At 61.1% G+C, this 25,938-nt stretch carries 20 protein-coding genes and 1 pseudogene; 8 read left to right on the top strand and 13 right to left on the bottom strand.

Annotated elements, in window-relative coordinates:
- Nucleotides 1-11: 11 nt before the first annotated feature.
- From leuB to QCE88_RS18730, 6 genes are all read right to left on the bottom strand, one after another.
- On the bottom strand, nucleotides 12-1,076 hold the full coding sequence (leuB, locus tag QCE88_RS18755; RefSeq protein WP_309904852.1) for a 3-isopropylmalate dehydrogenase: 1,065 nt from the start codon (nucleotides 1,074-1,076) through the stop codon (nucleotides 12-14).
- A gap of 50 nt (nucleotides 1,077-1,126) precedes the next feature.
- Nucleotides 1,127-1,702 carry a 3-isopropylmalate dehydratase small subunit gene (leuD, locus tag QCE88_RS18750; protein ID WP_309904850.1) on the bottom strand — a complete coding sequence of 192 codons (576 nt, stop codon included), beginning with the start codon at nucleotides 1,700-1,702 and terminating at the stop codon, nucleotides 1,127-1,129.
- Nucleotides 1,680-3,131: a 3-isopropylmalate dehydratase large subunit gene (gene leuC, locus QCE88_RS18745; RefSeq protein ID WP_309904848.1), complete on the bottom strand. Its 1,452-nt coding sequence runs from the start codon at nucleotides 3,129-3,131 to the stop codon at nucleotides 1,680-1,682. Before leuC ends, leuD begins: the two co-directional genes overlap by 23 nt.
- Nucleotides 3,132-3,292: 161 nt before the next feature.
- Nucleotides 3,293-4,255: a LysR family transcriptional regulator gene (locus QCE88_RS18740; protein ID WP_309904846.1), complete on the bottom strand. Its 963-nt coding sequence runs from the start codon at nucleotides 4,253-4,255 to the stop codon at nucleotides 3,293-3,295.
- A gap of 363 nt (nucleotides 4,256-4,618) precedes the next feature.
- Nucleotides 4,619-6,319 (bottom strand): aspartate-alanine antiporter, encoded by a 1,701-nt coding sequence (gene aspT / locus QCE88_RS18735; RefSeq protein WP_309904843.1) that lies wholly within the window; start codon nucleotides 6,317-6,319, stop codon nucleotides 4,619-4,621.
- Nucleotides 6,320-6,499: 180 nt separating this feature from the next.
- Complete coding sequence (locus tag QCE88_RS18730) at nucleotides 6,500-7,264, bottom strand: hypothetical protein (protein WP_309904841.1); 765 nt, start codon at nucleotides 7,262-7,264, stop codon at nucleotides 6,500-6,502.
- A gap of 996 nt (nucleotides 7,265-8,260) precedes the next feature.
- Here QCE88_RS18730 and QCE88_RS18725 point away from each other — a divergent pair.
- Nucleotides 8,261-9,673, top strand: coding sequence for a DUF2252 domain-containing protein (locus QCE88_RS18725; RefSeq protein WP_309904839.1), 1,413 nt, complete (start codon nucleotides 8,261-8,263; stop codon nucleotides 9,671-9,673).
- A 704-nt stretch (nucleotides 9,674-10,377) separates the two neighbouring features.
- Here the strand turns inward: QCE88_RS18725 and QCE88_RS18720 are convergent.
- A complete protein-coding gene (locus QCE88_RS18720) occupies nucleotides 10,378-11,244 on the bottom strand; it encodes a type 1 glutamine amidotransferase domain-containing protein (protein ID WP_309904837.1) in 867 nt (288 codons plus the stop codon).
- 32 nt (nucleotides 11,245-11,276) lie between these two features.
- Nucleotides 11,277-12,092, bottom strand: coding sequence for an SDR family oxidoreductase (locus QCE88_RS18715; RefSeq protein ID WP_309904836.1), 816 nt, complete (start codon nucleotides 12,090-12,092; stop codon nucleotides 11,277-11,279).
- Nucleotides 12,093-12,266: 174 nt separating this feature from the next.
- On the opposite strand from QCE88_RS18715, the gene QCE88_RS18710 reads away from it, so the two are divergent.
- Entirely contained in the window at nucleotides 12,267-13,214 is a 948-nt protein-coding gene (locus QCE88_RS18710; RefSeq protein WP_309904834.1) for a GlxA family transcriptional regulator, read from the top strand.
- Between the two features lie 20 nt (nucleotides 13,215-13,234).
- Here the strand turns inward: QCE88_RS18710 and QCE88_RS18705 are convergent, their stop codons facing one another.
- Nucleotides 13,235-13,642, bottom strand: a complete 408-nt coding sequence (locus QCE88_RS18705; protein WP_309904832.1) for a tautomerase — start codon at nucleotides 13,640-13,642, stop codon at nucleotides 13,235-13,237.
- A gap of 141 nt (nucleotides 13,643-13,783) precedes the next feature.
- Nucleotides 13,784-13,999: pseudogene (locus tag QCE88_RS42075) on the bottom strand (biotin/lipoyl-binding protein); the annotation flags it as partial.
- Between the two features lie 337 nt (nucleotides 14,000-14,336).
- On the opposite strand from QCE88_RS42075, the gene QCE88_RS18695 reads away from it, so the two are divergent.
- From QCE88_RS18695 to QCE88_RS18675, 5 genes are all read left to right on the top strand, one after another.
- Nucleotides 14,337-15,032 (top strand): SDR family NAD(P)-dependent oxidoreductase, encoded by a 696-nt coding sequence (locus QCE88_RS18695; RefSeq protein WP_309904826.1) that lies wholly within the window; start codon nucleotides 14,337-14,339, stop codon nucleotides 15,030-15,032.
- A 96-nt stretch (nucleotides 15,033-15,128) separates the two neighbouring features.
- Complete coding sequence (gene gorA / locus QCE88_RS18690) at nucleotides 15,129-16,493, top strand: glutathione-disulfide reductase (protein ID WP_309904823.1); 1,365 nt, start codon at nucleotides 15,129-15,131, stop codon at nucleotides 16,491-16,493.
- 436 nt (nucleotides 16,494-16,929) lie between these two features.
- A complete protein-coding gene (yghU, locus tag QCE88_RS18685) occupies nucleotides 16,930-17,805 on the top strand; it encodes a glutathione-dependent disulfide-bond oxidoreductase (protein ID WP_309904821.1) in 876 nt (291 codons plus the stop codon).
- Between the two features lie 93 nt (nucleotides 17,806-17,898).
- Nucleotides 17,899-18,516 carry a glutathione transferase GstA gene (gstA, locus tag QCE88_RS18680; RefSeq protein WP_309904819.1) on the top strand — a complete coding sequence of 206 codons (618 nt, stop codon included), beginning with the start codon at nucleotides 17,899-17,901 and terminating at the stop codon, nucleotides 18,514-18,516.
- 136 nt (nucleotides 18,517-18,652) lie between these two features.
- Nucleotides 18,653-18,997, top strand: coding sequence for a carboxymuconolactone decarboxylase family protein (locus QCE88_RS18675; RefSeq protein WP_309904817.1), 345 nt, complete (start codon nucleotides 18,653-18,655; stop codon nucleotides 18,995-18,997).
- 93 nt (nucleotides 18,998-19,090) lie between these two features.
- Here the strand turns inward: QCE88_RS18675 and QCE88_RS18670 are convergent, their stop codons facing one another.
- From QCE88_RS18670 to QCE88_RS18660, 3 genes are all read right to left on the bottom strand, one after another.
- Nucleotides 19,091-19,999, bottom strand: a complete 909-nt coding sequence (locus QCE88_RS18670) for a LysR family transcriptional regulator (protein WP_309904815.1) — start codon at nucleotides 19,997-19,999, stop codon at nucleotides 19,091-19,093.
- A 163-nt stretch (nucleotides 20,000-20,162) separates the two neighbouring features.
- Nucleotides 20,163-21,248 (bottom strand): NADH:flavin oxidoreductase, encoded by a 1,086-nt coding sequence (locus tag QCE88_RS18665; protein WP_309904813.1) that lies wholly within the window; start codon nucleotides 21,246-21,248, stop codon nucleotides 20,163-20,165.
- 134 nt (nucleotides 21,249-21,382) lie between these two features.
- Nucleotides 21,383-24,604 (bottom strand): multidrug efflux RND transporter permease subunit, encoded by a 3,222-nt coding sequence (locus QCE88_RS18660; RefSeq protein WP_309904811.1) that lies wholly within the window; start codon nucleotides 24,602-24,604, stop codon nucleotides 21,383-21,385.
- Between the two features lie 316 nt (nucleotides 24,605-24,920).
- Here QCE88_RS18660 and QCE88_RS18655 point away from each other — a divergent pair, with 316 nt between their 5' ends.
- On the top strand, nucleotides 24,921-25,892 hold the full coding sequence (locus QCE88_RS18655; RefSeq protein WP_309904809.1) for a LysR family transcriptional regulator: 972 nt from the start codon (nucleotides 24,921-24,923) through the stop codon (nucleotides 25,890-25,892).
- Nucleotides 25,893-25,938: the final 46 nt, after the last annotated feature.

The raw sequence follows: 25,938 nt of genomic DNA, 5'->3' as shown, positions 1-25,938 counted from the left end.
TGCGATGCCTCTCAGGCGATGGCCGCGACCACGAGGTCGCCCATCTGCGCGGTGCCGACCTGCTTCGTGCCCGGTTCCGCGATATCCGCCGTGCGATAGCCCGACGCGAGCACGCGGCGCACCGCACGCTCGATGCGCGCCGCCGCCTCGGGCTGCTCGAAGCTCATGCGCAGCATCATCGCGGCCGAGAGAATGGAGGCGAGCGGATTGGCGATATCGCGCCCGGCGATATCCGGCGCGCAGCCGTGCACCGGTTCGTAGAGTCCCTTGCGCCCATCGCCGACCGACGCCGACGGCAACATGCCGATGGAGCCCGTCAGCATCGACGCTTCGTCGGACAGGATGTCGCCGAACAGATTGCCGGTCACGATCACGTCGAAGTGCTGCGGCGCGCGCAGCAGCGACATCGCGGCGGCATCCACGTAGAGATGCTCCAGCGTGACATCCGGATAGTCGCGCGCCACGTCTTCGACGACCTCGCGCCACAGTTCCATCGATTCGAGGACGTTGGCCTTGTCCACCGAGCACACGCGATGACGCCGCGTGCGCGCGGTCCTGAACGCGACGTGCGCGATGCGGCGAATCTCGTTCTCGTCGTAGCGCATGGTGTTGATGCCCACGCGCACGCCGTTCTCGGTCGTCACGCCGCGCGGCTCGCCGAAGTAGAGGTCGCCGGTCAGCTCGCGCAGGATCAGCAGATCGAGTCCGTCCAGACGCGCGGCCTTCAGCGGCGACGCACCCACGAGTTCCGGCCACGCCACCACCGGACGGAAGTTCGCGAACAGGCCGAGTTCGCGGCGAATGGTCAGCAGCGCATCGCCGGGGCGCAGGCCGCGCGGCAGCGTTTCGTACTGGAAGCCGCCTTCCGCGCCGAACAGGATCGCGTCCGCTTCACGCGCCAGCGCGAAGGTCGCGTCGGGCAGCGGATGGCCGGTCTCGTCGTAGGCGCAGCCGCCGATGAGCGCACGTTCGAATTCGAGCGGCATGCCTTCGCGCACGAACACGTCGAGCACCTTGAGCGCTTGCGCGGTGACTTCGGGACCGATCCCGTCGCCGGGGAGCACTGCGATTTTCATGTGGTTTCCTGTTGTTCCTGCTTTTTCTGTTACGTGCTGCGATTCCCGAATCACCGGCCGATGCCGTGCGCGCGCTCGTAGGCGTCGATGCTCGCGCCGAGGCGCAGCGTCACGTCGATCTCGTCGAGACCTGCGACGAGCGCTTCTTTCTGAAAGGCGTCGATCTCGAACGACGCGCGCGTGCCGTCCGGCGCGAGCACGCATTGCGCCGGCAAGTCGATGCGCACGCGCGCGCCCGGCTGCGCGTCGAGCGCAGCGAGCAGGCGTTCGACGAAGGCCGCATCGGCGCGCACCGGCAGCACGCCGTTCTTGAGACAGTTGGTGAAGAAGATGTCGCCGAAACTCGTGCCGACGAGCGCGCGAATACCGAAGTCCGCGAGCGTATGCACGGCCTGTTCGCGCGACGAACCGCAACCGAAATTCGGACCCGTGACCAGCACCTGCGCCCCCGCGTAAGCGGCGCGGTCCAGCGCGAAGGTCCCGGCGCCGCGCAGGTCGTGAAAGAAGTAGCGGCCATAGTCGATGCGCCGTGCGTGCATGAAGCGCGCGGGCAGAATCTGGTCCGTGTCGATATCGGCGGCGGGCAGCGGCACGCCGATGGCATCAAGCTGCGTCAATGCTTGCATCGCGCAAGAGCTCCCGGTAGTCGATCAGTCGTCCGGCAACGGCGGCGCCGGCGGCCATGCCCGGGCTCATCAGGTGCGTGCGCACGCCGCGTCCCTGGCGGCCCACGAAGTTGCGGTTGGTGGTGGACGCAATGCGCTCGCCGGGGCGGCCTTCGTCGCCGTTGATGGCGAGGCACATCGAACAGCCCGGCTCGCCCCATTCCGCGCCCGCTTCGCTGAACACGCGGTCGAGGCCTTCTTCGGCGGCGGCGTTCTGCACGGCGCGCGAACCCGGCACGACGAGCGTCGGCACCCGCACGCGGCGGCCCTTGAGCACGGCGGCGGCCGCGCGCAGATCTTCCAGCCGCCCGTTCGTGCATGAGCCGATGAACACGCGGTCCACCGGCACGCCTTCGAGCGGCCTGCCGGCCTCGATGCCCATGTAGTCGAGCGCCTGCCTGATCCGCTCGCGCTGGGCGGCGTCGCCGCGATCCCGCATGTCGCCGATCATGTCGCCGATGCGGCCGTCGATCGGCGCCGCCTGCGCGGGGTTGGTGCCCCATGTAACCATCGGCGCGATGCGCGCAGCGTCGATCACGGCTTCGCGGGCAAAGCGCGCGCCGACGTCGCTCGCCAGCAGGCGCCACGCGGCCAGCGCGTCGTCCCAGGCCGCGCCTTGCGGTGCATGGGGACGGCCGCGCAGCCAGTCGAACGCGGTATCGTCCGGTGCGATCATGCCGGCGCGCGCGCCCGCCTCGATCGAAAGATTGCAGAGCGTCATGCGTGCTTCCATGCTCATGGCCGCGACCGCATCGCCCGCGTATTCGATGACGTGCCCCACGCCGCCCGCCACGCCGATCTGCGCGATCATCGCGAGCGCCACGTCTTTGGCCGTGACGCCGAACGCGCACTCGCCGACGATATGCACGCGCATGGTGGCGGGCCGCTTCTGCCACAGCGTTTGCGTGGCCAGCACATGCGCGACTTCCGACGCGCCGATGCCGAACGCGAACGCGCCGAGTGCGCCGTGCGTGGACGTGTGGCTGTCGCCGCAGACGACCGTCATGCCCGGCAACGTCAGGCCCTGCTCCGGTCCGGTGACATGCACGATGCCGTGACGCGGGTCGTCGAGCGGGAACATCGTGACATGCTGCGTGCGACTGAAATGAACGAGCCGCTCGACGAGCTCGCGGCGGTCCGCATCGACGACATCGGCGATCGAGCGGCCGTGCGACGACGCGTAGTGATCCGCCATCGCGAAGGTCGCCTCGGGCCGCCGCACGCGCAGGTTCTTGCGCGCGAGCAGGTCGAAGGTGTCGCGGGGCAGATCGTCGCCGACGTAATGGCGATCGATATAGACGAGGGTATGTCCGTCATCGCGCTCGTGCACGACATGCCGTACCCACAGCTTGTCGAACAGAGTGCGCGCGGCAGGCGCAGTGGAACTCACGCAGTCTCCGTGCTTTCGGCCGGTCCCGGCGCCATCGCGGCGCTTTCGAACGACCGATGTGATCTGATGAAACGGAGTCTGCGGATATCAAAAAAAAGGCTGAAGACGTATTTGGGAACGCTCGCAACGTGGCCCACGATGGCAGAACGCCGGGCGGCGCATCAGCTGCTCAGGAACTCCACCAGCAGCCGCGTGGCGGTCGCGAGTTCTTCGTCCTTGCGAATACAGAGCTTGTGCAGACGGTTCGCCCACGGCTCGTCGAGCGGCACTTCCTCGATATGCATGGCCGCCGCGCGATCCGCCACGAAGTAGTCCGGCACGATGCCGATCCCCAGGCCGGCCTGCGCCATGCGGCACACGGCGTCGAACCCCGCTACGCGAATGCGCGCATGCAGGGTGCGGCCTGCCTCGGCGGCGAGGCGTTCAGTCAGGTTCTGAATGGAGCTATAAGGTTCCTGCAGGATCAGCGCGTGATCCAGCAGATCGACGAAGCGCAGACCGCGCCGGCGGCATAGCGGGTGCCCTTGCGGCACGACCACGACCAGACGGTCCACATAGCAGGGCATGACCTTCAGACCGTCGACCGGCTGGTCGCCCCAGAAGATGCCGAACTCGACGACGCCTTCGCGCACCGCCTGCACCGCGCCGGTGCTCGTGTTCGGCTGCAGCTCGACGGTCACGTTCGGGTGATCGCGCATGAAGCGCGACAACGCATCGGGGAAAAAACCGAACAGCGCCGATTCGTTCGCGGCGGCGCGAACGTGGCCGCGCGCGCCGTGCGAAGTCGACGAAAACTCGCCCATCTCGCATTCGAGCTGAGTCAGGTCGCGCAGAATCTTGCGTGAGTGGCGCAGGAAGGCTTCGCCCGCCGAGGTCGGCGACACGCCGCGACGATGCCGCTCCAGCAGCGGCACACGCACGGCCTGTTCGAGATCGGCGAGCCGCTTGCTGACAGCCGAAGGCGCCATGTGCTCGCGCTCCGCGGCCTTGGCGATGCTCGCCTCCTCCGCCACCGCGATGAACAGCTTCAGCGTGACGATGTCAACGCGGGCGGCGAAGTTCGCCCGCAGGTCGAGGACAGGCGCGTCGGCATCCTGCAAAGCCGGGGGAGCAGAACGGTTCATGGATGGGACGCTGCGCGCGGAAACGATCGAAGTGACGCAGTATCCCACGCTGGTAGGCACCGGGCCATCCGGGGAGCATTCGCGTCGGATCAGAGGGCGAGGCTCTGAACGTACTCAAGATCCAGGCGCGCACGGTGGTCTCCCAGGCGTCGCAAAACGGATGTCCCGATATCGGCCACGAGCGGCGGAGCCGTGGCGCAAAAGCGAAGATCTCACCCGGATCGTTTCTGCCTGACGTCGTCGTCTCGGCGCCGTTAAATGCCAAAACTTGCATCACCAGTCTGTGGAGATGTACCTGGCTTCAAGAAATTCAAGAATGCCATGCTGTGCGCCTTCGCGCCCACAATGCAAGCGTGTTTCCTGTCAGGTCACCAGCGCCACGATCACTGTTCCCCACAACGCCAACAGCACATTTCCCACCGCATAGGCCACGCCATAGCCCAAGGTCGGCACCGCGCTTTTCGCGGCCTCCTGCACCGCTGCCAACGCCGGCGTGGCAGTCAAAGCCCCTGCGCACACCCCGAGCATGACACCCGCATGCATCTTCATGATCTTGTGCCCGACGAATACGCCCACCAACATTGGAATACTCGAGGTCAATATGCCTGCAAACAAAAGCGAAAGCCCGCTTGATTGCAGTCCTCTAACGAAGTCGGGCCCTGCGTTCAATCCTACGATGGCGACAAAGCCCGTCAATCCAATGGATTCGAACACCCACAAGGTCGGCCCGGGAATACGCCCGAAGAGGCGCGGCTCCACTGAACGCAGCCAGCCACACACTAATCCTCCCAATAGCACGCCCACGCTGAGAGACAGGCCGATTTCCACACCGCCGACAAGCAGCGCCGGGACGCCTATCAGCGCACCGGCCACGATGCCGAGCGACACGAGAACCATGTCCGTCGCATTGGTCGCGCGGTCGGCCACACCGACTTTGCCGACGACCGCCTCCACGCGGGACACGCTGCCCACGAGCGTAAGGACATCACCACGATTGATCACGGTCTCGGGCGAGATCAGCACCGGCGTGCCCGCGCGCGCGAGGCGCAATACGAATACGCCGCGCGCACCCTGCTCTTGCGCCAACTCGCCGAGCCGGTGGCCGTCGATCGCCTTGGATGTGACCACCACATCGAGCGATTCGGCCTCCATGTCGAGCAATTCGCGATCGTCGATCTCACGCACGCCCGAAGTCGGCCCCAGCATGCGCTCGACCAATAAGGTGCGCCGCCCGGCGGCGCTGATGGTGTCGCCCGCGCGTAGTACGGTGTCGGGGGCGGCGTTCATGACCAGGCCGTCGCGCCGTATCCGATCGATGAAGAGCCGCTGATCGCCCATGTTGGCCTCCATCTCCGATATCGACGCGCCCGCCAGCGGCGAACCTTCTTCGATGGTGTAGGCGCGCAACTCGAACTCCCGTCGCCCGGGAATGCCTTGCGCGCCGGCGCCTTGCATCTTGTCTTCGAGCTCACGGCAGACCGCAGGCAGGTCCACCCCCATGAGCCTGGGCGCAAGTTGACTCAGAATCCAGGCCGCACCGATCACACCCACCAGATAGGTGACAGCAAAGGCGACTGGAATCTGATTGGTCAGCATGTTTCGATCGGCCTCAGACAAGGCCAGCCGTGTGATGGCGTCGGTGGCTGTACCGATGGTGGCCGACTCGGTGAGCGACCCGGCCACCACGCCCGCCGCGGTGCCGGCCTGGTAACCCAGAAGCTTGCTCACGATGAACGCCACCCCGAGACCCGTCGTGGCCACGATTGCAGCCAGAAGCGCCTGCTGCAACCCGTCACGACGCATGCCGCGAAAAAACTGTGGGCCGGTACGAAATCCGATGGAGAACAGAAAGAGCAGGAAGAAGCACTGCTTCACGTCGCCGGCGATCCTGAGCCCCATTTGGCCTACCAGTACCCCCGCCAGCAACGTGCCGGTGACCGCGCCCAGCGTGAAGCTGCCGATCCTGAGTTTTCCCAGCGCATAACCGACGCCCAACACCAGGAAAAAAGTGACTTCGGGATGAAGTCGAAGCACGTTTCGAAACCAATCGAACGCTACGATCATTGAAAGCTCCCTCACATGGCTCCGGGCCACTTGCCAAGCAAAGCACCCGACTCAATAGCCCTGCACCTTGCGAGGGCCGGTCCCTGACGTAGCGCCCCAGTGCCATCGCACGATCATCCGGCCCAGCAGGGTTCGATCTTTCCATCTCCCCAAATCGCCTTCCCGAGCGCCGATGCGCCGTCATTGCGCGATCGACTGCAGGAGCCGTGTGAGATCGCGCGGCTCCACACGGATGATTCCGCTCTTCGGGCTATCGATGTCCGCAATGAGTGCGAGCGAAAGCGCGACAGTCGCGGGAAGAATGGTGATGAGCAAACCCTTACGCAGGCTGCCCTTCGCGCCATAACCCTGCACGACACACCCGAGCAGGGCGATGATGATCATCAGGTACCACGCTCCTGCCGGAATATGGTTGATCCGCGCCGCCTCCGCGTAATCCTGGGAATTCAGAACATCGTTCATGCCTGCGACAACGAGCGCCCCGATGGGCGTCGGCTGCGCTTTCGCGACCTGGGTCGCCAGTTGCCAGAGTTCCGTTTCGATATTCGCCATGTCGCGGTTGATCTTCGCCAGTTCCACCGAATCCCGCGTGCGATAGCTGGCGAGTCTCAGCCTCGTATAGTGCATCAAGGCGGTTTTGATCTTTCCACCGACTGCCGCATCGGCGAGATCCGCACGCGAATATTCGGTGCCGATGGCGTTGGCTTCACCTTCTTCCAGCGTCTTGCGAAGGTCGTAGCGGTTCACCGCCATCGAAAGGCTGAAGCCCACCAGGAGCGCGAGCAACGTCAGCGTGGATGTCTGGATCATGTTGAAGTCCTCCCGGTCCTCGGCGGGCAGCACGGCCATGCGGCGCAACACGTACGCGCCGAACGCGACCGCGCCGATGAGGAGCAGGAGAAGCGCTACAAACAGGAGAGCGGGATGATCGACGAATGTCGTCATTTCACGCCCCTGTCGGACAAGTCAAGGTCATGCTTTCGGATCTTGAGAAGGAAGCGGCGCTCACAATGGTTCACTTTGCTCAGGCCCGTGACGACGCGCCGGCGCGGCCTCCGTCGCAGCCGGCGCCGGCTTTCACTTCACGGCCGCGGCGTCACAATTGGTTCGTGTGGTGCAGCATGATGTTATCGAGACTCGACCTGGGCAGTCGTCAACGTCACGTGCACCGAGTTCTTCGGTCTCACCGCGTAGCGTCCGCAAGAGCAGCAACGATCTTCACCGAGCCTGATGCAGCGAGCCCGGTATCGCTTCGTTGCATGCCAGATTACCTCCAGCAGTCCATCGCTTATCGCCGTGGATGAGTTGAAAGAAAATCGAGTACCGGTCATCGTGCGAGAAAAATGCGATCTTGAGCACGGATATAGCTAACCGGTTCGATTGGCAAGGAGTTTCTATCGGAAAGCCAGGAGGCAGCTGACCTTCGGGCTGCTCGATGTCCACGGGCCGCTCAGGAACCGGCTCTCGACATTGAGAGCTGCATTGGCTTATCCCACGTTGCTCGGTTACGTGGTATCGGAATGCAGTTGCGCGTGCGGGTTGTCTTGCCGCTTCTTCTACGCCTGGTCATCTCGATGCGGTACCGGAAAGCTCAAACTCCGCGACCTATGGGAGATTCAGATAGGGATTGGTTGCCCGAGCTTGCTCGCGTGATCGCCTGACGAGTCATGCGTGGATACATCCGGGCGAAACTCGTTCGACCTGTGAGAGGTCCGTTACCGTTGCACTTCAATCCAGGGCCGCTGAGTCTGGCGCGTGAATACCCGGCCCTTGATGAGACCTTCATGTCCGCTCATCGAGAGCGGGCAAAAGATTGCAGGGCAGCATGAAACTTATGTCCTAAACTGAATTAGAACGAGTGCTTCAAACCGGCAAGAGACACGTTGGAAGCCATGTTGCACGGCTCACGCGTCAACGAAGTGAATCACACAGGGTGGGCACATGGCAGACGTTCAGACCTTGACCGAGCGCCAGGCGGCGGGTCGCCACGCCCGGCAACACGCGAAGCGCTCACTGCATGCGAAAACCGGGAACATCGATCGTGATCCCGTCCAATTACTGAAGGAAAACAGCAAGGGCCGCGTGGAAGCGCTCGTGCCGCTACGCTATGGCCGCATGTCCGTGTCTCCCTTCACGTTCTATCGCGGCAGCGCGATCATCCAGGCTCATGATCTCGCCGGCACGGTGAACAGCGGGATCACGTTTCCCATCTGCGGCGACGCCCACCTCATGAATTTCGGCGGCTTCGCCACACCCGAGCGGCAACTGGTTTTCGACCTCAATGATTTCGATGAAACCGCCACCGGCCCATGGGAGTGGGACGTAAAACGGCTTGCAGCCAGCTTTGCGATCGCTGGCGAGCATATGGGCTTCAACCGCGGCGCGATCAGCGAGATCATCACGGCAGCCATGCACGAGTACCGGGACCGCATGTGCAACTATGCAGGGTGCAGCGCGCTGGAGCTCTGGCATGAGATCGTCACGTTCGAGCGGATGACCGAGGCCGCCGTGACCGCCGAGGGCCGTCAGCTCATCAGCAAGACGATGGAAAAGGCGGCAGGCCGCACGCACGAAAGCATGCTCGGCAAGATGGCGGTATTGACCGATGGGCGCTGGACCATTCAGGATGCGCCGCCCGCGCTCTTCCATCCGGGCGGTCCCAATTCACTGCTGGGCCGCGATCAGAGATGGTCCAACACCGAAGAATGGAAGGGGAAACTGGCAGCCTCCTTCGACCGCTACATTCAGACGCTTTCCTCCGAGCGCCGCAAACTGATCGCGCAGTATGCGCTGCACGACATTGCGTTCAAGGTGGTTGGCGTCGGCAGCGTCGGCACCTTCTGTCTGGTGATGCTGTTCATCGACAGCCATGACAAGCCGCTTTTCTTGCAGGTCAAGGAAGCGCGCAGGTCAGTGATCGCACAGTTCTTTCAGGGCGACGAGCCGACCCACCAGGGCGAACGTGTCGTAAGCGGACAACGGCTGCTTCAGGCTGCCAGCGATTCGTTTCTGGGCTGGTCCACCGGGCCCGCCGAGCGGCAGTTCTACTTTCGTCAGTTGCGCGACATGAAAGTGTCGGCGGAAGTCGAACGCATGAGCAGCACGATTCTCAAAGGTTACGGACGCATCTGCGGCTGGGCGCTGGCGCGCGCCCACGCGAAGGCCAGTGGCCGGGCCGTGGAAATTGCGGCTTATCTCGGCAACGGCAATCGCTTCGCGGACGCGCTCACGCAGTATGCGTTCGGCTACGCCGAACAAAATCAGAAAGACTATGACGCGTTTATCCGCGCGTGTCGCTCAGGCAAGCTGGAGGCTAGAAGCGACGAGGACATGGCCGCCGATTTCCGCGTTTGACGGTGCGAGCGTTAAGGCAAAAGCGTGATGAAGAGGCGATCCCTCTGGCCGGCGCTGCTGTTTTGCTTGCTCGGGTCCAATGGGGGACGCGCGGCGGCCGATGCTTCCGGACCGGCCGCGGTCACGGCCATCGCGCATGCGCCTTTGCGCGTCGCGATTTCGTCAGTCGCGCCTTTCGTGCTGCCGCAACTTCAGGCGCCGGAAGGCTTCAGCATCAATGGGTGGGATGAACTGGCGCGCCGAATGCACCTGGATTTCATATGGGTCACGCTTCCCGCCTTGGCCGGCCTGTTGTCCGCCGTGCAGCTCGCGCACGGCGATGTGCAGGCCATTGTCTACGATGCACTGACCTTCAGTACTGAGCCGCGAAGCGCGCCCACGGCATGCTTGCCGTGGGCAGCGCATTGCGCAAACCCACCAACGAAGCGCTTCTCGCGATGTTGGAGGACGGCACTGACGAGCAGATCGATAGCAAATGGTTCTCGCCCGCCCGATAGCGGCGTGCTCATGAGCGACGACCACTGCACCCTGCGTCCCATACCCGTGATCCATCCAGTCGATGCGTGTCGGGCTCTGGCAGTCAACGGAGTTCCGTCCCTCGGACAGTGTCAGAAACGACGACTCTTTCGAATGACGTGTTCGGAGCGCCCATCAGCCAGTCGAGTCTGAACAACGAAGTGACAGGGAACGACAGCAACGGGCGCTCAGCGGGCGTGCGCATTGAGCTTCGCCACCAACACGTCAGCGAATTCCGGTGCCGACATCGGCTGCTGACCCGTGATCAGTTCACGATCGACGACCACGTTGCCATGCCAGTTCGCCACCGTATCGACATGCGCGCCGGCTTCCGCGAGTGCATTCACCGGATAGAACTGAACATCGCCGCCGAGCCCGTTCGGACCTTCGAGTTGCTGCTCTTCACCCGTAGAGAAGACCGTCAGGCGATAGCCCGCATACGGCCAGCCGGCTGCATACGAATTCGCCTTGCCGTCATGGGCAATCATCGAGGCGATGAAGGCGTCCGGGTCATGAAGCGCGGACAGCAGCACGATCGGTCCGTGACAGATGATGCCGGTCGGGCGGCCGTTGTCATGGAAGCTGACGAGGATCTTGCCGAGATTGCGGTCTCTCAGCAGATCGACCATCGGCGCATGACCGCCGGGAATGAACAGGCCGACATAGCCGTCTGTTCCCTCGGCGGCCACCGAGGCGAGCGTCTTCGGATGCTTGAGTTGAGCGATGCCTTGCGCGTACTTGAGAGCATCCGCGCGCGCCGCGTCATCGCCGCCGAAGAACATCTTGTTGTTGGAGTTGGCGTCCATGACGGGCATGTCGCCGTTCGGGTTGGCAATGACCGGCTCATAGCCCGCTTCAACGAGCTTTCGATACGGCACGACGAACTCGTTCAGGTAGTAGCCGGTTGCATAGTGTTTGCCGTCACGCAGGTCGAGCTGATGCGCACTCGACATCACGACCAGCACCTTGCCGCGCGATTGCGCCGATGCGCTTGCCGGCAACGCGAAGGCGGTGCCTATCGCAAGCGCCGCCGCGCCGAATTTGAGGATGTTCATGGTGGTTCTCGTCAGCAAAGGAGTTGGCAGGCTTACTCGGCACTCGGCACATAGCGCGGCGCGGCCTTCGCATTGGCAAAACGGGGCGTCAACGCGCGACGGTCCGCTTCCCATTTCGTCCATTGCTCGCCGTCGTGCAGCGTCGGGATGGTCACCCGTTCGCCCTGATCGAGCCCGGCGAGCGCGGCATCGACCAGATCGGCGGCAGTCATCGTGCTCGCGGCTTCCTTCTGCTTCGCATAGCCCGCCACGTCCCAGAACTCGGTGGCCGTCGCGGCCGGCAGCACGGTCTGCACGCGCACGCCCTTGTCCGCGAGGTCGCGTTGCAACGCATGGCCGAAGCTCAGCACATAGGACTTCGACGCGCTATAGACGCCATTCAGCAGTTCAACCGCAATGCCGACCACCGAACTGATATTGATGATGGTGCCCGAGCCCCTGGCGACGAATGCGGGTGCGGCGGCGTAGGTGAGGCGCGTCAGCGCGGTGATGTTCAGGTCGATCATCGATTCCATCGCGTCGACATTGCCGTCGAGCACCGATGCAACCGAACCGACGCCGGCGTTGTTCACCAGCATCGTGATGCGCGCGTCTTCGCGGAGCAGGGTCTCGATTTTCGCGAGCGCAGCCTTGTCGTTGAGATCGGCGGCGACGGTCTCGACCGCGCGGCCCGTTTCCTGGGTGATGCGCTTGGCGAGCGTATCGAGGCGCGACTGGTTGCGCGCCACCAGAATGAGATTGAAACCGCGCCGCGCGAGGCGGTCCGCATAGATGGCGCCGATGCCGGCCGATGCGCCCGTAACCAGTGCGAAGCCTTTGGCCGAAGCAGCATGAGTAGAAGCAGTCATGATCGTTCCTTTGAGTGGGTTGAACCAGCGGGTTGCTGGTTCATGGAGCGAATTCTGACCTCGGCGACGCCTGACCTCAATGTCATAGATGCAAGGTTTCAGGACATCTGATTTCAGCAAATCTGTCTCTTTTGTGCTAGCTTCAATGAATCGAGTCACTCAAACCGGAACATCATGCATACCGTCGGTCTGCTCGTTTATCCGAATTTCCAGTCGCTCGCGCTGGCCGTGGCGAGCGTTTTCGAATACGCGAACCTGCTGCGCGATGAAACGTCGTACCAGTTCAGCATCGTGTCCGAGCACGGCGGACCGGTCGCTTCGTCGCAGGGGTTTTCGGTTCATAGCGAACCGCTGGCCAGGCAGGGTTACGACACGCTGATCGTCGCGGGCGATAACGAATGCCGCCTGCCTTCGGCGGCGCTGATCGACTTTCTTCGACAGGCGCCGCATCATTCACGGCGCATCGCGTCGATCTGCACGGGCGCGTTCGTACTGGCGGCGGCCGGCCTGCTGGAGGGCAAGCGAGCCACGACGCACTGGTTCCACGCGCGCGCGTTTCAAACGCAGTATCCGGATATTCAACTCGAAGAAGACCGCATCTACGTGGTCGATGGCCAGATGTGGACTTCAGCAGGCATGAGTGCGGGCGTAGACCTCGCACTGGCCATGATCGAAAGCGACTTCGGGCTGGAGACGTCGCGCATGGTCGCGCGCAAGCTCGTGCTGTATCAACGGCGCGGCGGCGGCCAGTCGCAGTTCTCCGCGTTACTGGAGATGGGCGCACGCTCGGATCGCGTGCAGATGGCGCTGACCTATGCCAGCGAAAACCTCGCGAGCGATCTGTCGGTCGAGCGGCTGGCCGAAGCGGCGCGGCTCAGTCCGCGCCAGTTCAGCCGGGTATTTCGTGAGGAAACGGGGCAATCGCCCGCCAAGGCGGTCGAGCGGCTACGCGTGGAAGCCGCCCGGCTGATGATGGAGACAACGCGTCATCCGATCGAGGTGGTCGCGAGGGAGACGGGTTTCGGTGACCGTGAGCGCATGCGTCAGGCGTTCCTGCGTGCGTTCGGTCAGCCGCCGCAGACCATCCAGCGGGCGTCGGGGGTCACGCCGCTTGCGGTCTGATGCACACCGGGCCAGGCTGACTATTGCTCGCCCCGCGGCTCGCCCGGCGTCCACTCCGGGCTGTAGCCGCCCAGCGCCGGGTGATACATCTCGTCCCCGGAGTGCTGCGTGAATTCGACGTTGAGCCGGTCTTCGCGCAGGCCGAGGATATCGATGCAATGCGCGCATAGCGCTTTCGCCACTTCCATGCGCAACTCGGGTGGCCGTCCCTTTCTGATGTCCAGCATCATGACCGCGACGGGCACCGGCGCCTCGCCGGCTTCTGGAATCCGCCAGACGCCACCGTCGCCCAGTTCGCGGATCGCGACACTGATTCGCCGGATGTCGACCGACATCAACTGTGCATAGGTCTCGCTCATTTTCAGCGCCAGGCGCTGCTTGTCTTCCACCGGATAGTGGCCGCATACGTCCAGTTGCAAATACGGCATGATCGTTTCACTCCTCGAAAGCCCCATTCTCGATTGAACGCGGAGCCGTTCCAATGTCGCATGCGCAAGGTTTTCGGCCATGCAAGCGAGGGGTGTCTCTTTTATCGATCAAACATCCTCGGCTAACCTATGCGCTTATCCAAGGCGGTCGGCGCCGGCTGCATCCGACGTCGCATAGCGTTCCTGAGCCTGAGCGGCCGCCAGTTGCGCAGCCGTGCGGTCAACCTCTGCGGCATAGGGCCCCGGATCAATGCTGAAAAGCCGATCGCCCTTTTTCACCAGCGCGCCATCCTTGAAATACACGGCGACAATTGTCCCTGTGACAAGCGGGCGAACTTCAACCTTGTCGACTGCTTCAAAGCACCTCGATCGAATCGGGTAACGGCACGCCCTCCCGGCTGTACCTTCATCACTAAGCCTTGCGGCCTGAGTCGGCTGATCGAATGATTCTGGCTTGCTCAGACCCGCGTCCCGCTGCATGAAACAGGCTCGATTGTTCGAGTGACTGAACGATGAATTCGCGTGGTGCTCGTATATCGGTTTTTCAAGCTTCGGTAGAGTCAATTCAGCGATTAGTCGGGATGCGAGCATTCGACGAACCACGGGCAGATATCGAAGCGTACCGGGCGCCTGTGTCCCGGCTCGTACACACGCAATGCGCCTCTTTCCAACCCATCTCGAGGATCGAACCAACATGAACATTCCTTATCGCAGTGCGTTGATTATCGGCGCGGGACCCGGCATTAGCGCATCACTCACCCGACGGTTACGCGCTGCCAATATTCCGGTCATTATCGCGGCGCGCAACGTGGACAAACTGGCGTCGCTCGTCGACGAAACCGGCGCCATTGCGCTGCCCGTCGATGCGACCGATCCACGGCAGGTCGAAACACTCTTCGCGCAAGCTGACGCGCGCATCGGTGCGCCCGAGATCGTGGCGTACAACGCGAGCGGCGAGTTGCGCGGACCGATTACGGAACTCGATCCCATCGCGGTTGATCGAGCTGTCGCCGTGTCCGCGCTCGGCGCGTTTTATGTCGTCCAACAGGCCGCCAGGCGAATGGCACCTGCGGGCAACGGCGCGATCCTGATGACGGGTTCCACGGCGAGTGTTAAAGGCTTCGCCGGCTCGTCTCCGTTCGCCATGGCGCAATTCGCGATGCGAGGGCTCGCACAGAGCGCTGCACGCGAACTGACACCGAAAGGCATTCATGTCGCACACTTCATCATCGACGGTGCTGTGCGCGCTGGTCTCGACGATCGCGCCACTGCTCCGGACAGCTTGCTGGACCCCGATGCCATTGCGCAATCCTACGTCGACGTGCTTCGCCAGCCTCGCAGCGCGTGGTCGTGGGAGATCGAGTTACGTCCCTGGGTCGAGAAATTCTGACCTGTATGTCCCGCTGGTCTTCTTCATGCGAAACAAAAGCAATCTCAAGCAATCCCTCAACTTTTATAGGGGTGATCTGAAAAGTCACCGAGTGAAATGAGTCAGCGCGAGTTCGATTTCGATTTTCTGGTCGTGGGCGGTGGCAGCGGTGGAGTACGCGCAGCGCGAATGGCCGCTCAAGCGGGAGCGCGGGTCGCGATCGTCGAGGCAACAAAACTCGGCGGTACTTGCGTCAACGTCGGCTGCATCCCCAAGAAACTCTATAGCTATGCGGCAACCTACGCCGAACACTTCGAGGAGGCCGCGGGCTTTGGCTGGACCCTGGCTGCCAAGCCTCAGTTTGACTGGGAAACGCTCAAACGAAATCGAAACGATGAGATCCTCCGCTTGAATGAAGTCTATCGAAACCTGCTCAGCAATGCGGGCGTCGAGATCATGAACGGGTGGGCATCGTTCGTGGACGCACACACCGTTGACGTATCGGGCCAACGCATATCTGCCAGAAACATTCTCATCGCGACAGGCGGGCGTCCCACTATTCCTGATATTCCGGGCAAGGATCTTGGCATCACTTCGGATGAGATGTTCGACCTTCCCGCCTTCCCACGCAGACTGCTCGTGGTTGGCGGTGGATATATCGGTTGCGAGTTTGCCTCGATTTTCAACGCACTTGGCGCACATGTCTTGCAGGTACATCGGCACCCGCGTCTGATCTCCGCGTTCGATACCGATCTCTCCGATTTTCTTGAAAAGGAAATGAGGAAGACGGGCGTCGAAATCGAACTCGGACGCACCGTAGAACGACTCACCCGTCGGGGCGATGCGATCCTCGCAACGCTTGATAACGGCCAGACGTTCGAGGCAGGCGTCGTACTGTTTGCCACCGGTCGCGCACCAGCGGTTAGAGGACTCGGACTGGAAACAATCGGCATGCGCGCTGACGATAGAGGCGCTGTATCGGTCGACGACAATTACGGCAGCAGCGTACCGTCGATCCATGCCGTCGGCGATGTCAGCAGCCGACAACACCTCACGCCCATCGCGCTGGCCGAAGCGATGGTGGTGGTTGGGCATCTCTTCGGAGACGGTCAGCGGCGCATGGACTATGCAAATGTGCCGACTGCAATCTTTACGCATCCCAATGTGGGGACGGTCGGCTTATCGGAAGCGCAGGCTCGAGCGAAATTCGACGAAATCGACATCTACCGGTCTGAATTTCGGGCGTTAAAGCACACGTTGAGCGGAAGTCCGGCGCGGACCATGATGAAACTGGTCGTTGACCGTGCGACCGATAAAGTGCTGGGCGTACATATGGTGGGCGAAGAAGCGGGCGAGATCATTCAGGGGTTCGCTGTCGCCTTGCGAGCGGGTGCAACGAAACGCCTCTTCGACACCACCATCGGGATACATCCAACCGCCGCGGAAGAGTTCGTCAACATGCGGCAACCCGTCGCCGACTGATTTGATAAAGACGGGCCGCTGGCATGGCGGCCCGCTTCGGCGGCACGTCTGGCCTAGCCAATAAGGTAAGCGCTGAAAGTTCTGTGGTTCCGATTTCTCTGTAGCCAAAGGCTACCTCTCCCGGCATGCCCATACGACGCGGTGTAGACCCCGCTAACTGGCATCGCACGCCCGTTGCATCGGGATACACGATGCCAGGCCGTTTCGAGCCGGCTTGCTTTCCAGATTGTTCGAATCGCTGAATGGTGTATTCGAATCGTGCTCGTTTATGTATTCCGATAGCCTTTATAGAATTTATATCAATGAATCACGAAATAGATTTGTCGAGCGGAATTGATCATCAGAGTGAGATATCAGGCTGCTGCGACAAGTGGAATTTCCTCACCTTGCCATTTGCCATTCAAAAAATTGCCATCTGGTTAAAACGGAGTGAACGATGACTGAAATCATTCTTGAGAACCAGCCTGCAGGGTACGTACCTCCCAAGGTATGGAGCCCGAAGACAACCTACGGTGGCCAGTTCGGCAACATCAACAGCCCTGTATCGGGAGCCAGGTTCGAGCGCGATCTACCGGTCGGCAAGCATCCGTTGCAGCTCTACTCGCAAGGGACGCCCAACGGTCAAAAGGTCACGATCCTGTTGGAGGAACTGCTGGCGGCGGGCCATACCGACGCCGAGTACGACGCGTGGCTCATTGATATCTTCAAAGGTGACCAGTTCGGAAGCGGGTTCGCAGCAGTGAATCCGAACTCGAAGATCCCGGCGCTGGTGGATCAGTCGACGAGTCCGGTCACACCTGTTTTCGAAAGCGGCTCGATTCTCGTGTATCTGGCCGAACGGTTCGGCGCATTCCTGCCCACCGAGCGTCGCGCCCGTACCGAGACGTTTAACTGGCTGATGTGGCAAATGGGAACAGCGCCTTTTGTCGGGGGTGGCCTGGGTCACTTCTACGCCTATGCGCCGCTAAAGATCGAATATGCAATCGACCGCTATGCGATGGAGGTGAAGCGACAACTACACGTCCTCGACACGCATCTGGCATCTCATGAGTTTCTCGCGGGCGACCAATACACGATCGCGGACATGGCAGTCTGGCCGTGGCAACCAGGCAGTCTCTACGGCGTGTACAACACGCACGAATTTGTTGCAGTCGAGGAATACAAGCACCTTCTGCGCTGGTACAAGGCCATTGCCGCGCGCCCGGCAGTGGCAAGAGGGAGGATCGTGAACCGGACGTCTGGACAGCCAGGCACGTTCCTCCTCGAGCGCCACGCGGCGGCCGATATCGATTCAGCGTTGCAGGCCAAGTAGTCGGCCTTCCGAAGTTCTAACCGAACGGCTGTAACGGCGAACGCGTCATGGCGACACGTTTGCCCCCTTTTCTATCTCTCAAGGATGTTCCCCATGAAACTTTATTACGCGCCTGGCTCGTGTGGCCTTGCTTCTCAAATCGCACTGCAAGAAGCGGGACAGAAGTACGAACTCGTCAAGGTCGATTTCAAGACCAAGACGACCATCGAGGGTGACTATCGGAAAGTAACGCCCAAGGGTTTCATCCCCGTATTGAAACTCGACGACGGCGACATGATTACGGAAGGCGCAGTCATCCTTCAGTGGATCGCTGATAAGAATCCGGCGAGCAAGCTCCTTCCGGCTTTCGGTACCCGGGAACGATATACGGCCCTTGAGTGGCTCAATTTCATCGCGAGCGATCTGCACAAGGGTATGGGTGTGATGTTCTCGTCGTTCATCGATCCGGACACAAAAAAGCGCTTCGCGGACGGCAACCTGACCAGCAAGTTCGAGTATATCGACGAGCACCTGTCCACGAATGATCATGTCCTCGGCGCACAGTTTTCGGTTGCCGATGCGTATCTGTACAACGTTCTGTCGTGGTCGCCGCGCGTCAATCTCGATCTGTCGATCTACAAGTCGATTCAACAGTATATGGCGCGTATGGAACAGCGATTGAGCATTCGTGCCGCTCTGGAAGCGGAACGCCAGGCAGCAGCAACCCAATAGTCGGCACCGGCCTGCTGGTTAATTCGAAAGGTCATCTCTCACTGGCGGTCGCGGAGTGTTCGACTTTCGATCGCCGCGTTTTTTGGCCGGCGCCGCATCGGTGGCCGCCTTTCAAACCTGAAAAGGAGCAGTCTTCATGATGAACGATTGGAACGGTTATCGCGACACGCTGCTGGAACGTGTTGGCGATTTTGCCAAGCAAACTCCCGACGTACTTCGCGGCCTGATGACGATGGAAAAGGCTGCCGAAAAGACGGGCCATCTGGATCCGAGAATTCACGAGCTGATTGCACTCGCTGTGGCCGTCACGACACGCTGCGATGGCTGCATTGCAGTGCACACCAGGAAGGCCGTCGAGGCCGGCGCGACCCTGCCTGAGATTTCCGAGGCATTGGGTGTCGCTATCGCGCTGAATGCCGGAGCTGCACTCACGTACTCGGCGCGCGTGATCGAAACGTTTCAGCAGTTGCCCAAGGCATAACGCGCTGGACGGTGTGCCACTGGCTGCCGTTCTGGCAGCCAGCGGTTATGCGGCATAAACGCGTGGTTCAGCCGTAGGTCGGTAGATGCTCTTTCAGCGCATTGCCGCGTGATTGGAAAACAGTTCCGCGATCCACTCAACGAATACGCGTAACTTCGCGGAGAGGTGCCGGTTTTGCGGGTACACCACGTACACGGGAAGCGGTTCGTTTGTCCAATCGCCCAGTATCGTCACGAGCCGGCCGTCCTTGAGCAGGGGATCGGTCAGAAAATTCGCCATTTGTATGATGCCGAGCCCCGCAAGGCCCGCCGCCGTATACGCATAGCTGTCGCTCAGCGCGATACGACTCGACAGCGATACCTGAGCCTTCTCGCCTTCACGCTCGAAATACCAGTCAAACTTGGTCCCGTTGCGCGCCGAGAAATAGTTGACGCAATGATGGTTCACCAGATCGTCGGGATGCATAGGCTGACCGTAACGCTCAAGGTAGGCACGAGAGGCGCAGGTCGCGTAACGCATCGTGCCGACCCTGCGAGCGATCAGGCTGGAGTCGGCAAGCTGTCGACCGCCCCGTATCGCGCAATCCACGCCCTCTTCGATAAGCTCTACATTTCGGTCGCTGCAACCAAGTTCAAGCTGGATGTCAGGATAGCGCTCAAGGAAGTCAGAAAGAGCAGGAATGATCACCTCGCTGGCCAGGCCGGTCGGAGCGTCGACACGCAACCGCCCCGATGGACTCGAGCGACTGAGCGCGACGCACTCGTCGGCCTCGCGCACTTCCGCCAGCACTCGCATCGCACGTTCGTAGTAGACGGCGCCTTCCACGGTCACGCTGATGCGGCGAGTCGTCCGGTGAAGCAGCTTGACCGAGAGCGATTCTTCCAGGGATTGGACCAGGGTCGAGACGGTCGCCTTGGGAAGCTGCATGTTCTCGGCCGCGCGCGTAAATCCGCCAGCATCGACCACCTGAACGAACACCTCCATCGCCTGCAGTTTATTCATGTCCGACCTCGATTCTTTGGGTTGACAGTCACGACGGGCGCAGAGATGGACGCCCGACCCTGCACGGCGTTCGGCATCCGTTCAAACAGGAGCCGTCGGAACGTTATCGAACCACACCTCATTTGATCCTCCACCGCGCATGGTTCGGCGCAGTTCGTCTCGACTACGAACCCGGCGAAACGAAGGAAGGCCATCCCCGCATATGATTGATGAAGCGTTCGCTCAGGCCTCTGGTTCGGAGATACTCAGCTGTAACGGGTAGCGTCGGACTCTCGTAATACGGGTTTTGATTCACCTGAACAGGAAAGTCCCGCTGAAGAATGCCGGCCCGGCCGATCAGTACGAAGTCGCATCCCTCGTCGAGCAATTGCGCGGCGCGTGCGGCGCTCATGATCTTGCCCGCCGTGCCAACACGCACGCCTTTTCGAGGCAGCCCCGTGAAGAGGCCAAGCATGCTTTTGCCTTTGAACGCCCCTTCCTGTACAACTTGCGCGGAGTCCCAGAGCGCGAGGTCGAGGTAGTCGATCAACTCCCGATCGAGAATCTCAGCAGTGATTTCTCGCAGTTGCTCGAGATTCAAGCCATAGCGTTCCACCGAGAGACGCCAGCCGATCTGGAAGTGAGGACCACATGCCTGCCGTATGCCTTCAATAACTTCGATCGTGAGGCGGATACGGTTTTCAATGCTGCCGCCATACTTGTCAGTTCGATCATTGAGTAACGGGGACATGAACTCCGACAAGATCCATCCGAACGCACCGTGAAGCGCAACGCCATCGAAACCGGCTTGTTCCGCTCTTTTCGCGGCCAGGATGAAGCTATCCCGGATTCGCTCCACCTCTTCTGTTGTCAATGCGCGAACACCCGGCAAGGTCGTGCTGGAGGCCGGCGCCGGGATTCCGCCCAGTTCCGGGCGCGCGCGGTGTCCGGCATGGTGCAACTGGACGGCTGACAGCGCCCCTCCCGCGCGGATTGCCGTGGCCATCCCGGTGAGACCGGGTAGATGCGCGTCGCTATGGATACCCAGCTGCCGCCTGAACGCAATCCCGCTCGCCTCGACAGTCGCAGCGCTGGTCTGGATCAGTGCGTAGCCTCCGTCTGCTACCTGTTCGATCCAGTCCTGATCGAACTCTGACGCGCTGCCGTCGAGTTCGCTTTGCTGATTGGTAAGCGGCGCCAGCATGAAACGATTTCTCATTGCTGGTCCATGAAGTAACGTGAGTGGCTTAAAGAGATCTGAAATAGACATGACACTTCCGATTTCGAAAAGGTATGAGAAGTCAGTTGGTCAAGATGACCAATTGCGTTTTTCCGGACAACATCGTGTAGCTTTGCCGCGACCAGGAACCTCACGTGCCCATGGGCTTGCCAGGGGCAGACGGTTCACACCTGCTGCTCGGGCTCTCGCTTGGCAGGCTGATCGGGGTTGGTGTGATGCGATGCGAGCGCGGGCGGTTCGTGATGCGCTGCGGAGTGCATGGGCCTGCCCTTGCACACCGTCCGCATGACCACATAGAAGAGCGGCGTGAGGAACAGGCCGAACAGCGTGACGCCGAGCATGCCGAAGAACACGGAGATGCCCATCGCATGGCGCATTTCCGCACCGGCGCCGCTCGACAGGACCAACGGAATGGCGCCCATGATGAAAGCAACAGACGTCATCAGGATCGGGCGCAGTCGAAGTCGGCCGGCTTCAATCACGGCCTGCAGCGGAGACATCCCTGACATTTCCAGCTCACGCGCAAACTCGACAATCAGGATGGCGTTTTTCGACGCGAGCCCCACCAGCACGATGAGGCCAATCTGCGTGAAGATGTTGTTGTCGCCGTTCGTCAGCCACACACCGAGAAGCGCGGACATGATGCTCATCGGGACGATGAGGATGATGGCAAACGGAAGCGTCAGGCTTTCGTACTGAGCGGCGAGGACGAAGAACACCAGCAAAACGCAGATCGGGAAGACCCAGATCGCAGCGTTACCCGCGATAATTTGCTGATAGGTCAGATCGGTCCACTCATACGACATGCCTTTAGGCAGGGTTTCAGCGGCGATTCGCTGGATAGCAGCCATGGCCTGGTCCGACGAGTAACCCGGTGCAGGACTGCCGCTTATGTCAGCCGCTGTGAAGCCGTTGTAACGAACGACCTGATCAGGACCATAGGTTTCGCTCACCTTCAGCACAGAGTTCAACGGCACCATATCGCCCGACTGATTGCGAATGTGCAGTTGGCCAATGTCCTCGGGCTTCGAGCGGAACGGGCTGTCGGCCTGCATGCGCACCTGATACACGCGGCCCAGATAGTTGAAGTCGTTGACGTAGTACGAGCCGAGAAACTGTTGCAGCGTGCCGAAGACTTGCGCGGTGTCCAGCCCGAGTTGCTGGGCCTTCGTGCGATCGATATCGAGCTTCAACTGCGGGACATTCACGGTGTACGTCGAGAAGAGCGGGCCCAGTTCCGGAGCCTGAGACGCTTTCTTGATGAAGGCCTGAGTCGCTTTGTACAGCTCGTTGTAGCCGAGGTCCGTCCGGTCCTCGATCTGCAGCTTGAAGCCGCCGACGGTTCCCAGACCATACACAGGCGGCGCAGGAAAGACTGCCGTGAAGGCCTGGCGAATGCCTGCATAGTCGCGATTCAGATCGGTCACGACCTGATTGGCGGAAATCCCCTTGCGGTCTTTAAATGGTTTGAGCAGGACGAAAGTCAAAGCCGTACTCGAACTCTTCGTGACCCCGTTGATCGAGAGCCCGCTATACGTCACGGTTTCGGCAACGGCAGGATGCTTGAGCGCGATCGCGTTCATCCGTTCCATGGTTGCTTCGGTGCGGTCCAGCGTGGAGCCCTCAGGCAGCTGCGCGAGGCTCACGACGTATTCCTTATCCTGCGCCGGGACGAAGCCGCCGGGCACATGGCCGGTCAGCCACCAGGTAGCGGCGAGCAAACACCCGTAGACCGCGAGCAAGCCGCCTTTGTGCTTCAGGAGGCGACCCAGGCCGCTGCCATATCCATCAGATCCGCGATCGAAGATGCGATTGAACGCGGCGAAGAACCGGCCGAACACCTTGTGCATGACTCGGGTCAACGCGTCCGGCGGCTCTCCGTGTCCTTTCAGGAGCATGGCCGCCAGTGCCGGTGACAGCGTCAGCGAGTTCACTGCGGAGATCAGCGTCGAGATGGCGATGGTGACCGCGAACTGCTTGTAGAACTGTCCCGTCAAGCCTGTCAGGAACGCCAGCGGAAGGAATACAGCAGAGAGTGTGAGCGCGATCGCAATGATCGGCCCACTCACCTCTCTCATGGCGTGGTAGGTTGCCTCACGGGGACTCAAGCCGCGAGCGATGTTTCGCTCCACGTTCTCGACGACCACGATCGCATCATCGACGACGATGCCGATAGCGAGTACCAGACCGAACAGCGATAAGGTGTTGATCGAATATCCCGCGAGAAGCAGGAATGCGAGCGTCCCGACGATCGAGACGGGCACCGCAAGCAGCGGAATGAGGGACGCACGCCAGGTCTGCAGAAAGAGGAACACGACAAGCACAACCAGCGCGACGGACTCGATGAGCGTGTGAATGACCGCATGAATGCCGGTTGAAACCGCGCGGCTTGGTTCATAAACGATGCGATATTGAAGGTCATCGGGGAAGTCTTTCGAGAGGTCCTGCATCGCCTCGTGGACCTGACGGGAAATCGCCAGCGAGTTGGCACCGGGAGATTCCTGGACGGCCAGCGCGATAGCCGGCTTGTTGTTCAACGTCGCGCGGATACCGTAGTCTTCAGCGCCGAGTTCCACACGCGCTACATCGCGCAGATGCGTCACCGCGCCCTGGGCGTCCGACTTGATCACGATATTCCGGAATTCATCCACCGTCTTGAGGCGACCCTCTGCGTTCACATTCAGCTGAAAGCTCGTGCCGGGATTGCTCGGTGCGCTTCCGATCGTGCCGACTGCGGCCTGAATGTTCTGGCGCCGGATGGCTGCCGCGACGTCATTCGGGCTCAGTCCTCGCTGCGTCAGGGCTGACGGATTCAGCCAGATACGCATCGCATAGCCGCCAGGCCCCCACGGCACGACATCGCCCACGCCAGGAATTCGGGCGAGACGGTCCTTCACATGCAAGATCGCGTAATTGCTCAGGTAGTTGCCGTCGTACGTCCCTTTCGGGGAGACCATGTGTACCGTGATACTGATGATCGGAGAGCTCTTGATCGTCGTCACGCCGAGTCGCTGGACATCTTCCGGCAAGCGAGGCTGGGCTTGCGACACGCGGTTTTGCACGAGCTCCTGAGCCTTCACCGGATCCGTTCCGAGCTTGAAGGTCACCGTCAGATACAGGTGTCCATCGCCGGCGGCTCGCGACTCCATGTAAAGCATCTCTTCGACGCCGTTGATCGACGCTTCCAGCGGTGCCGCCACCGTCTCCGCAATCGTCCTGGCGTTGGCACCGGGGTATTGCGCGTGAACCACGACAGAGGGAGGGATGACCTGCGGATACTCCGAGATCGGCATGCGAAATGCCGCGACGATGCCCGCGAGCAGAATCATGGCGGAAAGAACGCTCGCGAAAATCGGCCGGTCGACGAAAAACCTGGAGATGTTCATGACGGGTCTCCCATCCGGCGCGAGGAAGACAGGCCACGGAAACCGTAGACGCTGGCGGCTACGGTGCCAGCCGTGAAGATATCCACGGGAGGTTGCGGGAGGACTTTCATGGCCGTGAGCCTCAAAGGTTTGATCGCTCACAGTTTCTGTTCGTCGCACCCTCCCATCTAGTCTCGAAACTGGCTATGTTTATTGCCTCACCTGGAAGGATCGAGGCGAGGAACGAAGCGTCAGGCGGTATAAACTTCGACTTCGCCTCTCGGCCGCATCGTTTCTATTGCGCTGTGCACAATTTGACCTACCAGGGAGAATCGTTGTGGATCGCCTCCAGCTGATGCAGATATTCACGAGAGTCGTCGAGATGCACAGCTTCAGTCGGGCCTCCGAGAGTCTTTCCCTTCCTCCCTCTCGAGTGACCCGTGCGATCAAGGAACTCGAGACATTTCTCGGCGTACGCCTGCTGCAGCGGACAACACGTCACCTCAGTCTCACGTCTGACGGCACGCTCTATTACGACCATTGCAGAAGGCTCTTGGGCGAAATTGAAGCGGTTGAGGCGAGTTTCCCCGGAAGCGCCGGACGGCCCCGCGGTCGATTGCGTATCGATATGACGCTGTCGCTCGCGCGGCTTGTGCTTCTCCCGTGTATCAAGGACTTTCAGTCTCGATTCCCGGAAGTCGAGTTGACCTTGACGATGTCCGATCGAATCATCGAGTTGGTTCAGGAGGGCATCGACTGCGCCATTCGAGCAGGCACACCGGAAGATTCGCCGACACTCGTTGCAAAGCGCATCGGCGCCTTCGACTGGGTTACCTGCGCATCAACGGAGTATCTTGAGGAACACGGCGTTCCAGAGGTGCTCGAAGACCTGGCAAACTTCGAGGCCGTCGGCTACTTGTCCAGCCGCACGGCTCGTACACTCGACTGGCACTATGTGGTGGATGGCGAGGATCGCTTCATCCGGATGCGAGAGCGGCTGATCGTCAATGACACCGATGCCTACGTTGCATGCGCGCTTGAAGGTTTAGGCTTCATACGTGCCCCGAGCTATATGGTGATGCAGCATCTTCGTACCGGGCGTTTGCGGGCGGTGCTCACCGACTACTCGGCTCCCGCGTATCCGCTCTCCATCGTTTATCCTCAAAATCGTCATCTTTCTCCTACAGTGCGGGCCTTTGTAGACTGGGCCAGCGAGATGATGATGGAATCCGAATCGCACTGGCGTCTGGAGTCACTGGACTCTTCCGGAACACCACGATCGAGGTCTGGCCGGACGCACCACGGTTGACTCATGGCGGAAAGGTATCGCCTTTCTGAAAAGGTTTTAACGGCTT

The organism is Caballeronia sp. LZ035, assembly GCF_031451175.1.
Taxonomy (GTDB): domain Bacteria; phylum Pseudomonadota; class Gammaproteobacteria; order Burkholderiales; family Burkholderiaceae; genus Caballeronia.
Note: the sequence above shows the minus strand (reverse complement) of the source record. Positions and strands in the feature narration are given on the sequence as shown.

Bases quoted from the DNA above. Each gene is read 5' to 3' on its own strand.
- leuB (WP_309904852.1), bottom strand. From the start codon at position 1,076: ATGAAAATCGCAGTGCTCCCCGGCGACGGGATCGGTCCCGAAGTCACC.
- leuD (WP_309904850.1), bottom strand. From the start codon at position 1,702: ATGCAAGCATTGACGCAGCTTGATGCCATCGGCGTGCCGCTGCCCGCC.
- QCE88_RS18740 (WP_309904846.1), bottom strand. From the start codon at position 4,255: ATGAACCGTTCTGCTCCCCCGGCTTTGCAGGATGCCGACGCGCCTGTC.
- aspT (WP_309904843.1), bottom strand. From the start codon at position 6,319: ATGATCGTAGCGTTCGATTGGTTTCGAAACGTGCTTCGACTTCATCCC.
- QCE88_RS18730 (WP_309904841.1), bottom strand. From the start codon at position 7,264: ATGACGACATTCGTCGATCATCCCGCTCTCCTGTTTGTAGCGCTTCTC.
- QCE88_RS18725 (WP_309904839.1), top strand. From the start codon at position 8,261: ATGGCAGACGTTCAGACCTTGACCGAGCGCCAGGCGGCGGGTCGCCAC.
- QCE88_RS18720 (WP_309904837.1), bottom strand. From the start codon at position 11,244: ATGAACATCCTCAAATTCGGCGCGGCGGCGCTTGCGATAGGCACCGCC.
- QCE88_RS18715 (WP_309904836.1), bottom strand. From the start codon at position 12,092: ATGACTGCTTCTACTCATGCTGCTTCGGCCAAAGGCTTCGCACTGGTT.
- QCE88_RS18710 (WP_309904834.1), top strand. From the start codon at position 12,267: ATGCATACCGTCGGTCTGCTCGTTTATCCGAATTTCCAGTCGCTCGCG.
- QCE88_RS18705 (WP_309904832.1), bottom strand. From the start codon at position 13,642: ATGCCGTATTTGCAACTGGACGTATGCGGCCACTATCCGGTGGAAGAC.
- QCE88_RS18695 (WP_309904826.1), top strand. From the start codon at position 14,337: ATGAACATTCCTTATCGCAGTGCGTTGATTATCGGCGCGGGACCCGGC.
- gorA (WP_309904823.1), top strand. From the start codon at position 15,129: ATGAGTCAGCGCGAGTTCGATTTCGATTTTCTGGTCGTGGGCGGTGGC.
- yghU (WP_309904821.1), top strand. From the start codon at position 16,930: ATGACTGAAATCATTCTTGAGAACCAGCCTGCAGGGTACGTACCTCCC.
- gstA (WP_309904819.1), top strand. From the start codon at position 17,899: ATGAAACTTTATTACGCGCCTGGCTCGTGTGGCCTTGCTTCTCAAATC.
- QCE88_RS18675 (WP_309904817.1), top strand. From the start codon at position 18,653: ATGATGAACGATTGGAACGGTTATCGCGACACGCTGCTGGAACGTGTT.
- QCE88_RS18670 (WP_309904815.1), bottom strand. From the start codon at position 19,999: ATGAATAAACTGCAGGCGATGGAGGTGTTCGTTCAGGTGGTCGATGCT.
- QCE88_RS18665 (WP_309904813.1), bottom strand. From the start codon at position 21,248: ATGTCTATTTCAGATCTCTTTAAGCCACTCACGTTACTTCATGGACCA.
- QCE88_RS18660 (WP_309904811.1), bottom strand. From the start codon at position 24,604: ATGAACATCTCCAGGTTTTTCGTCGACCGGCCGATTTTCGCGAGCGTT.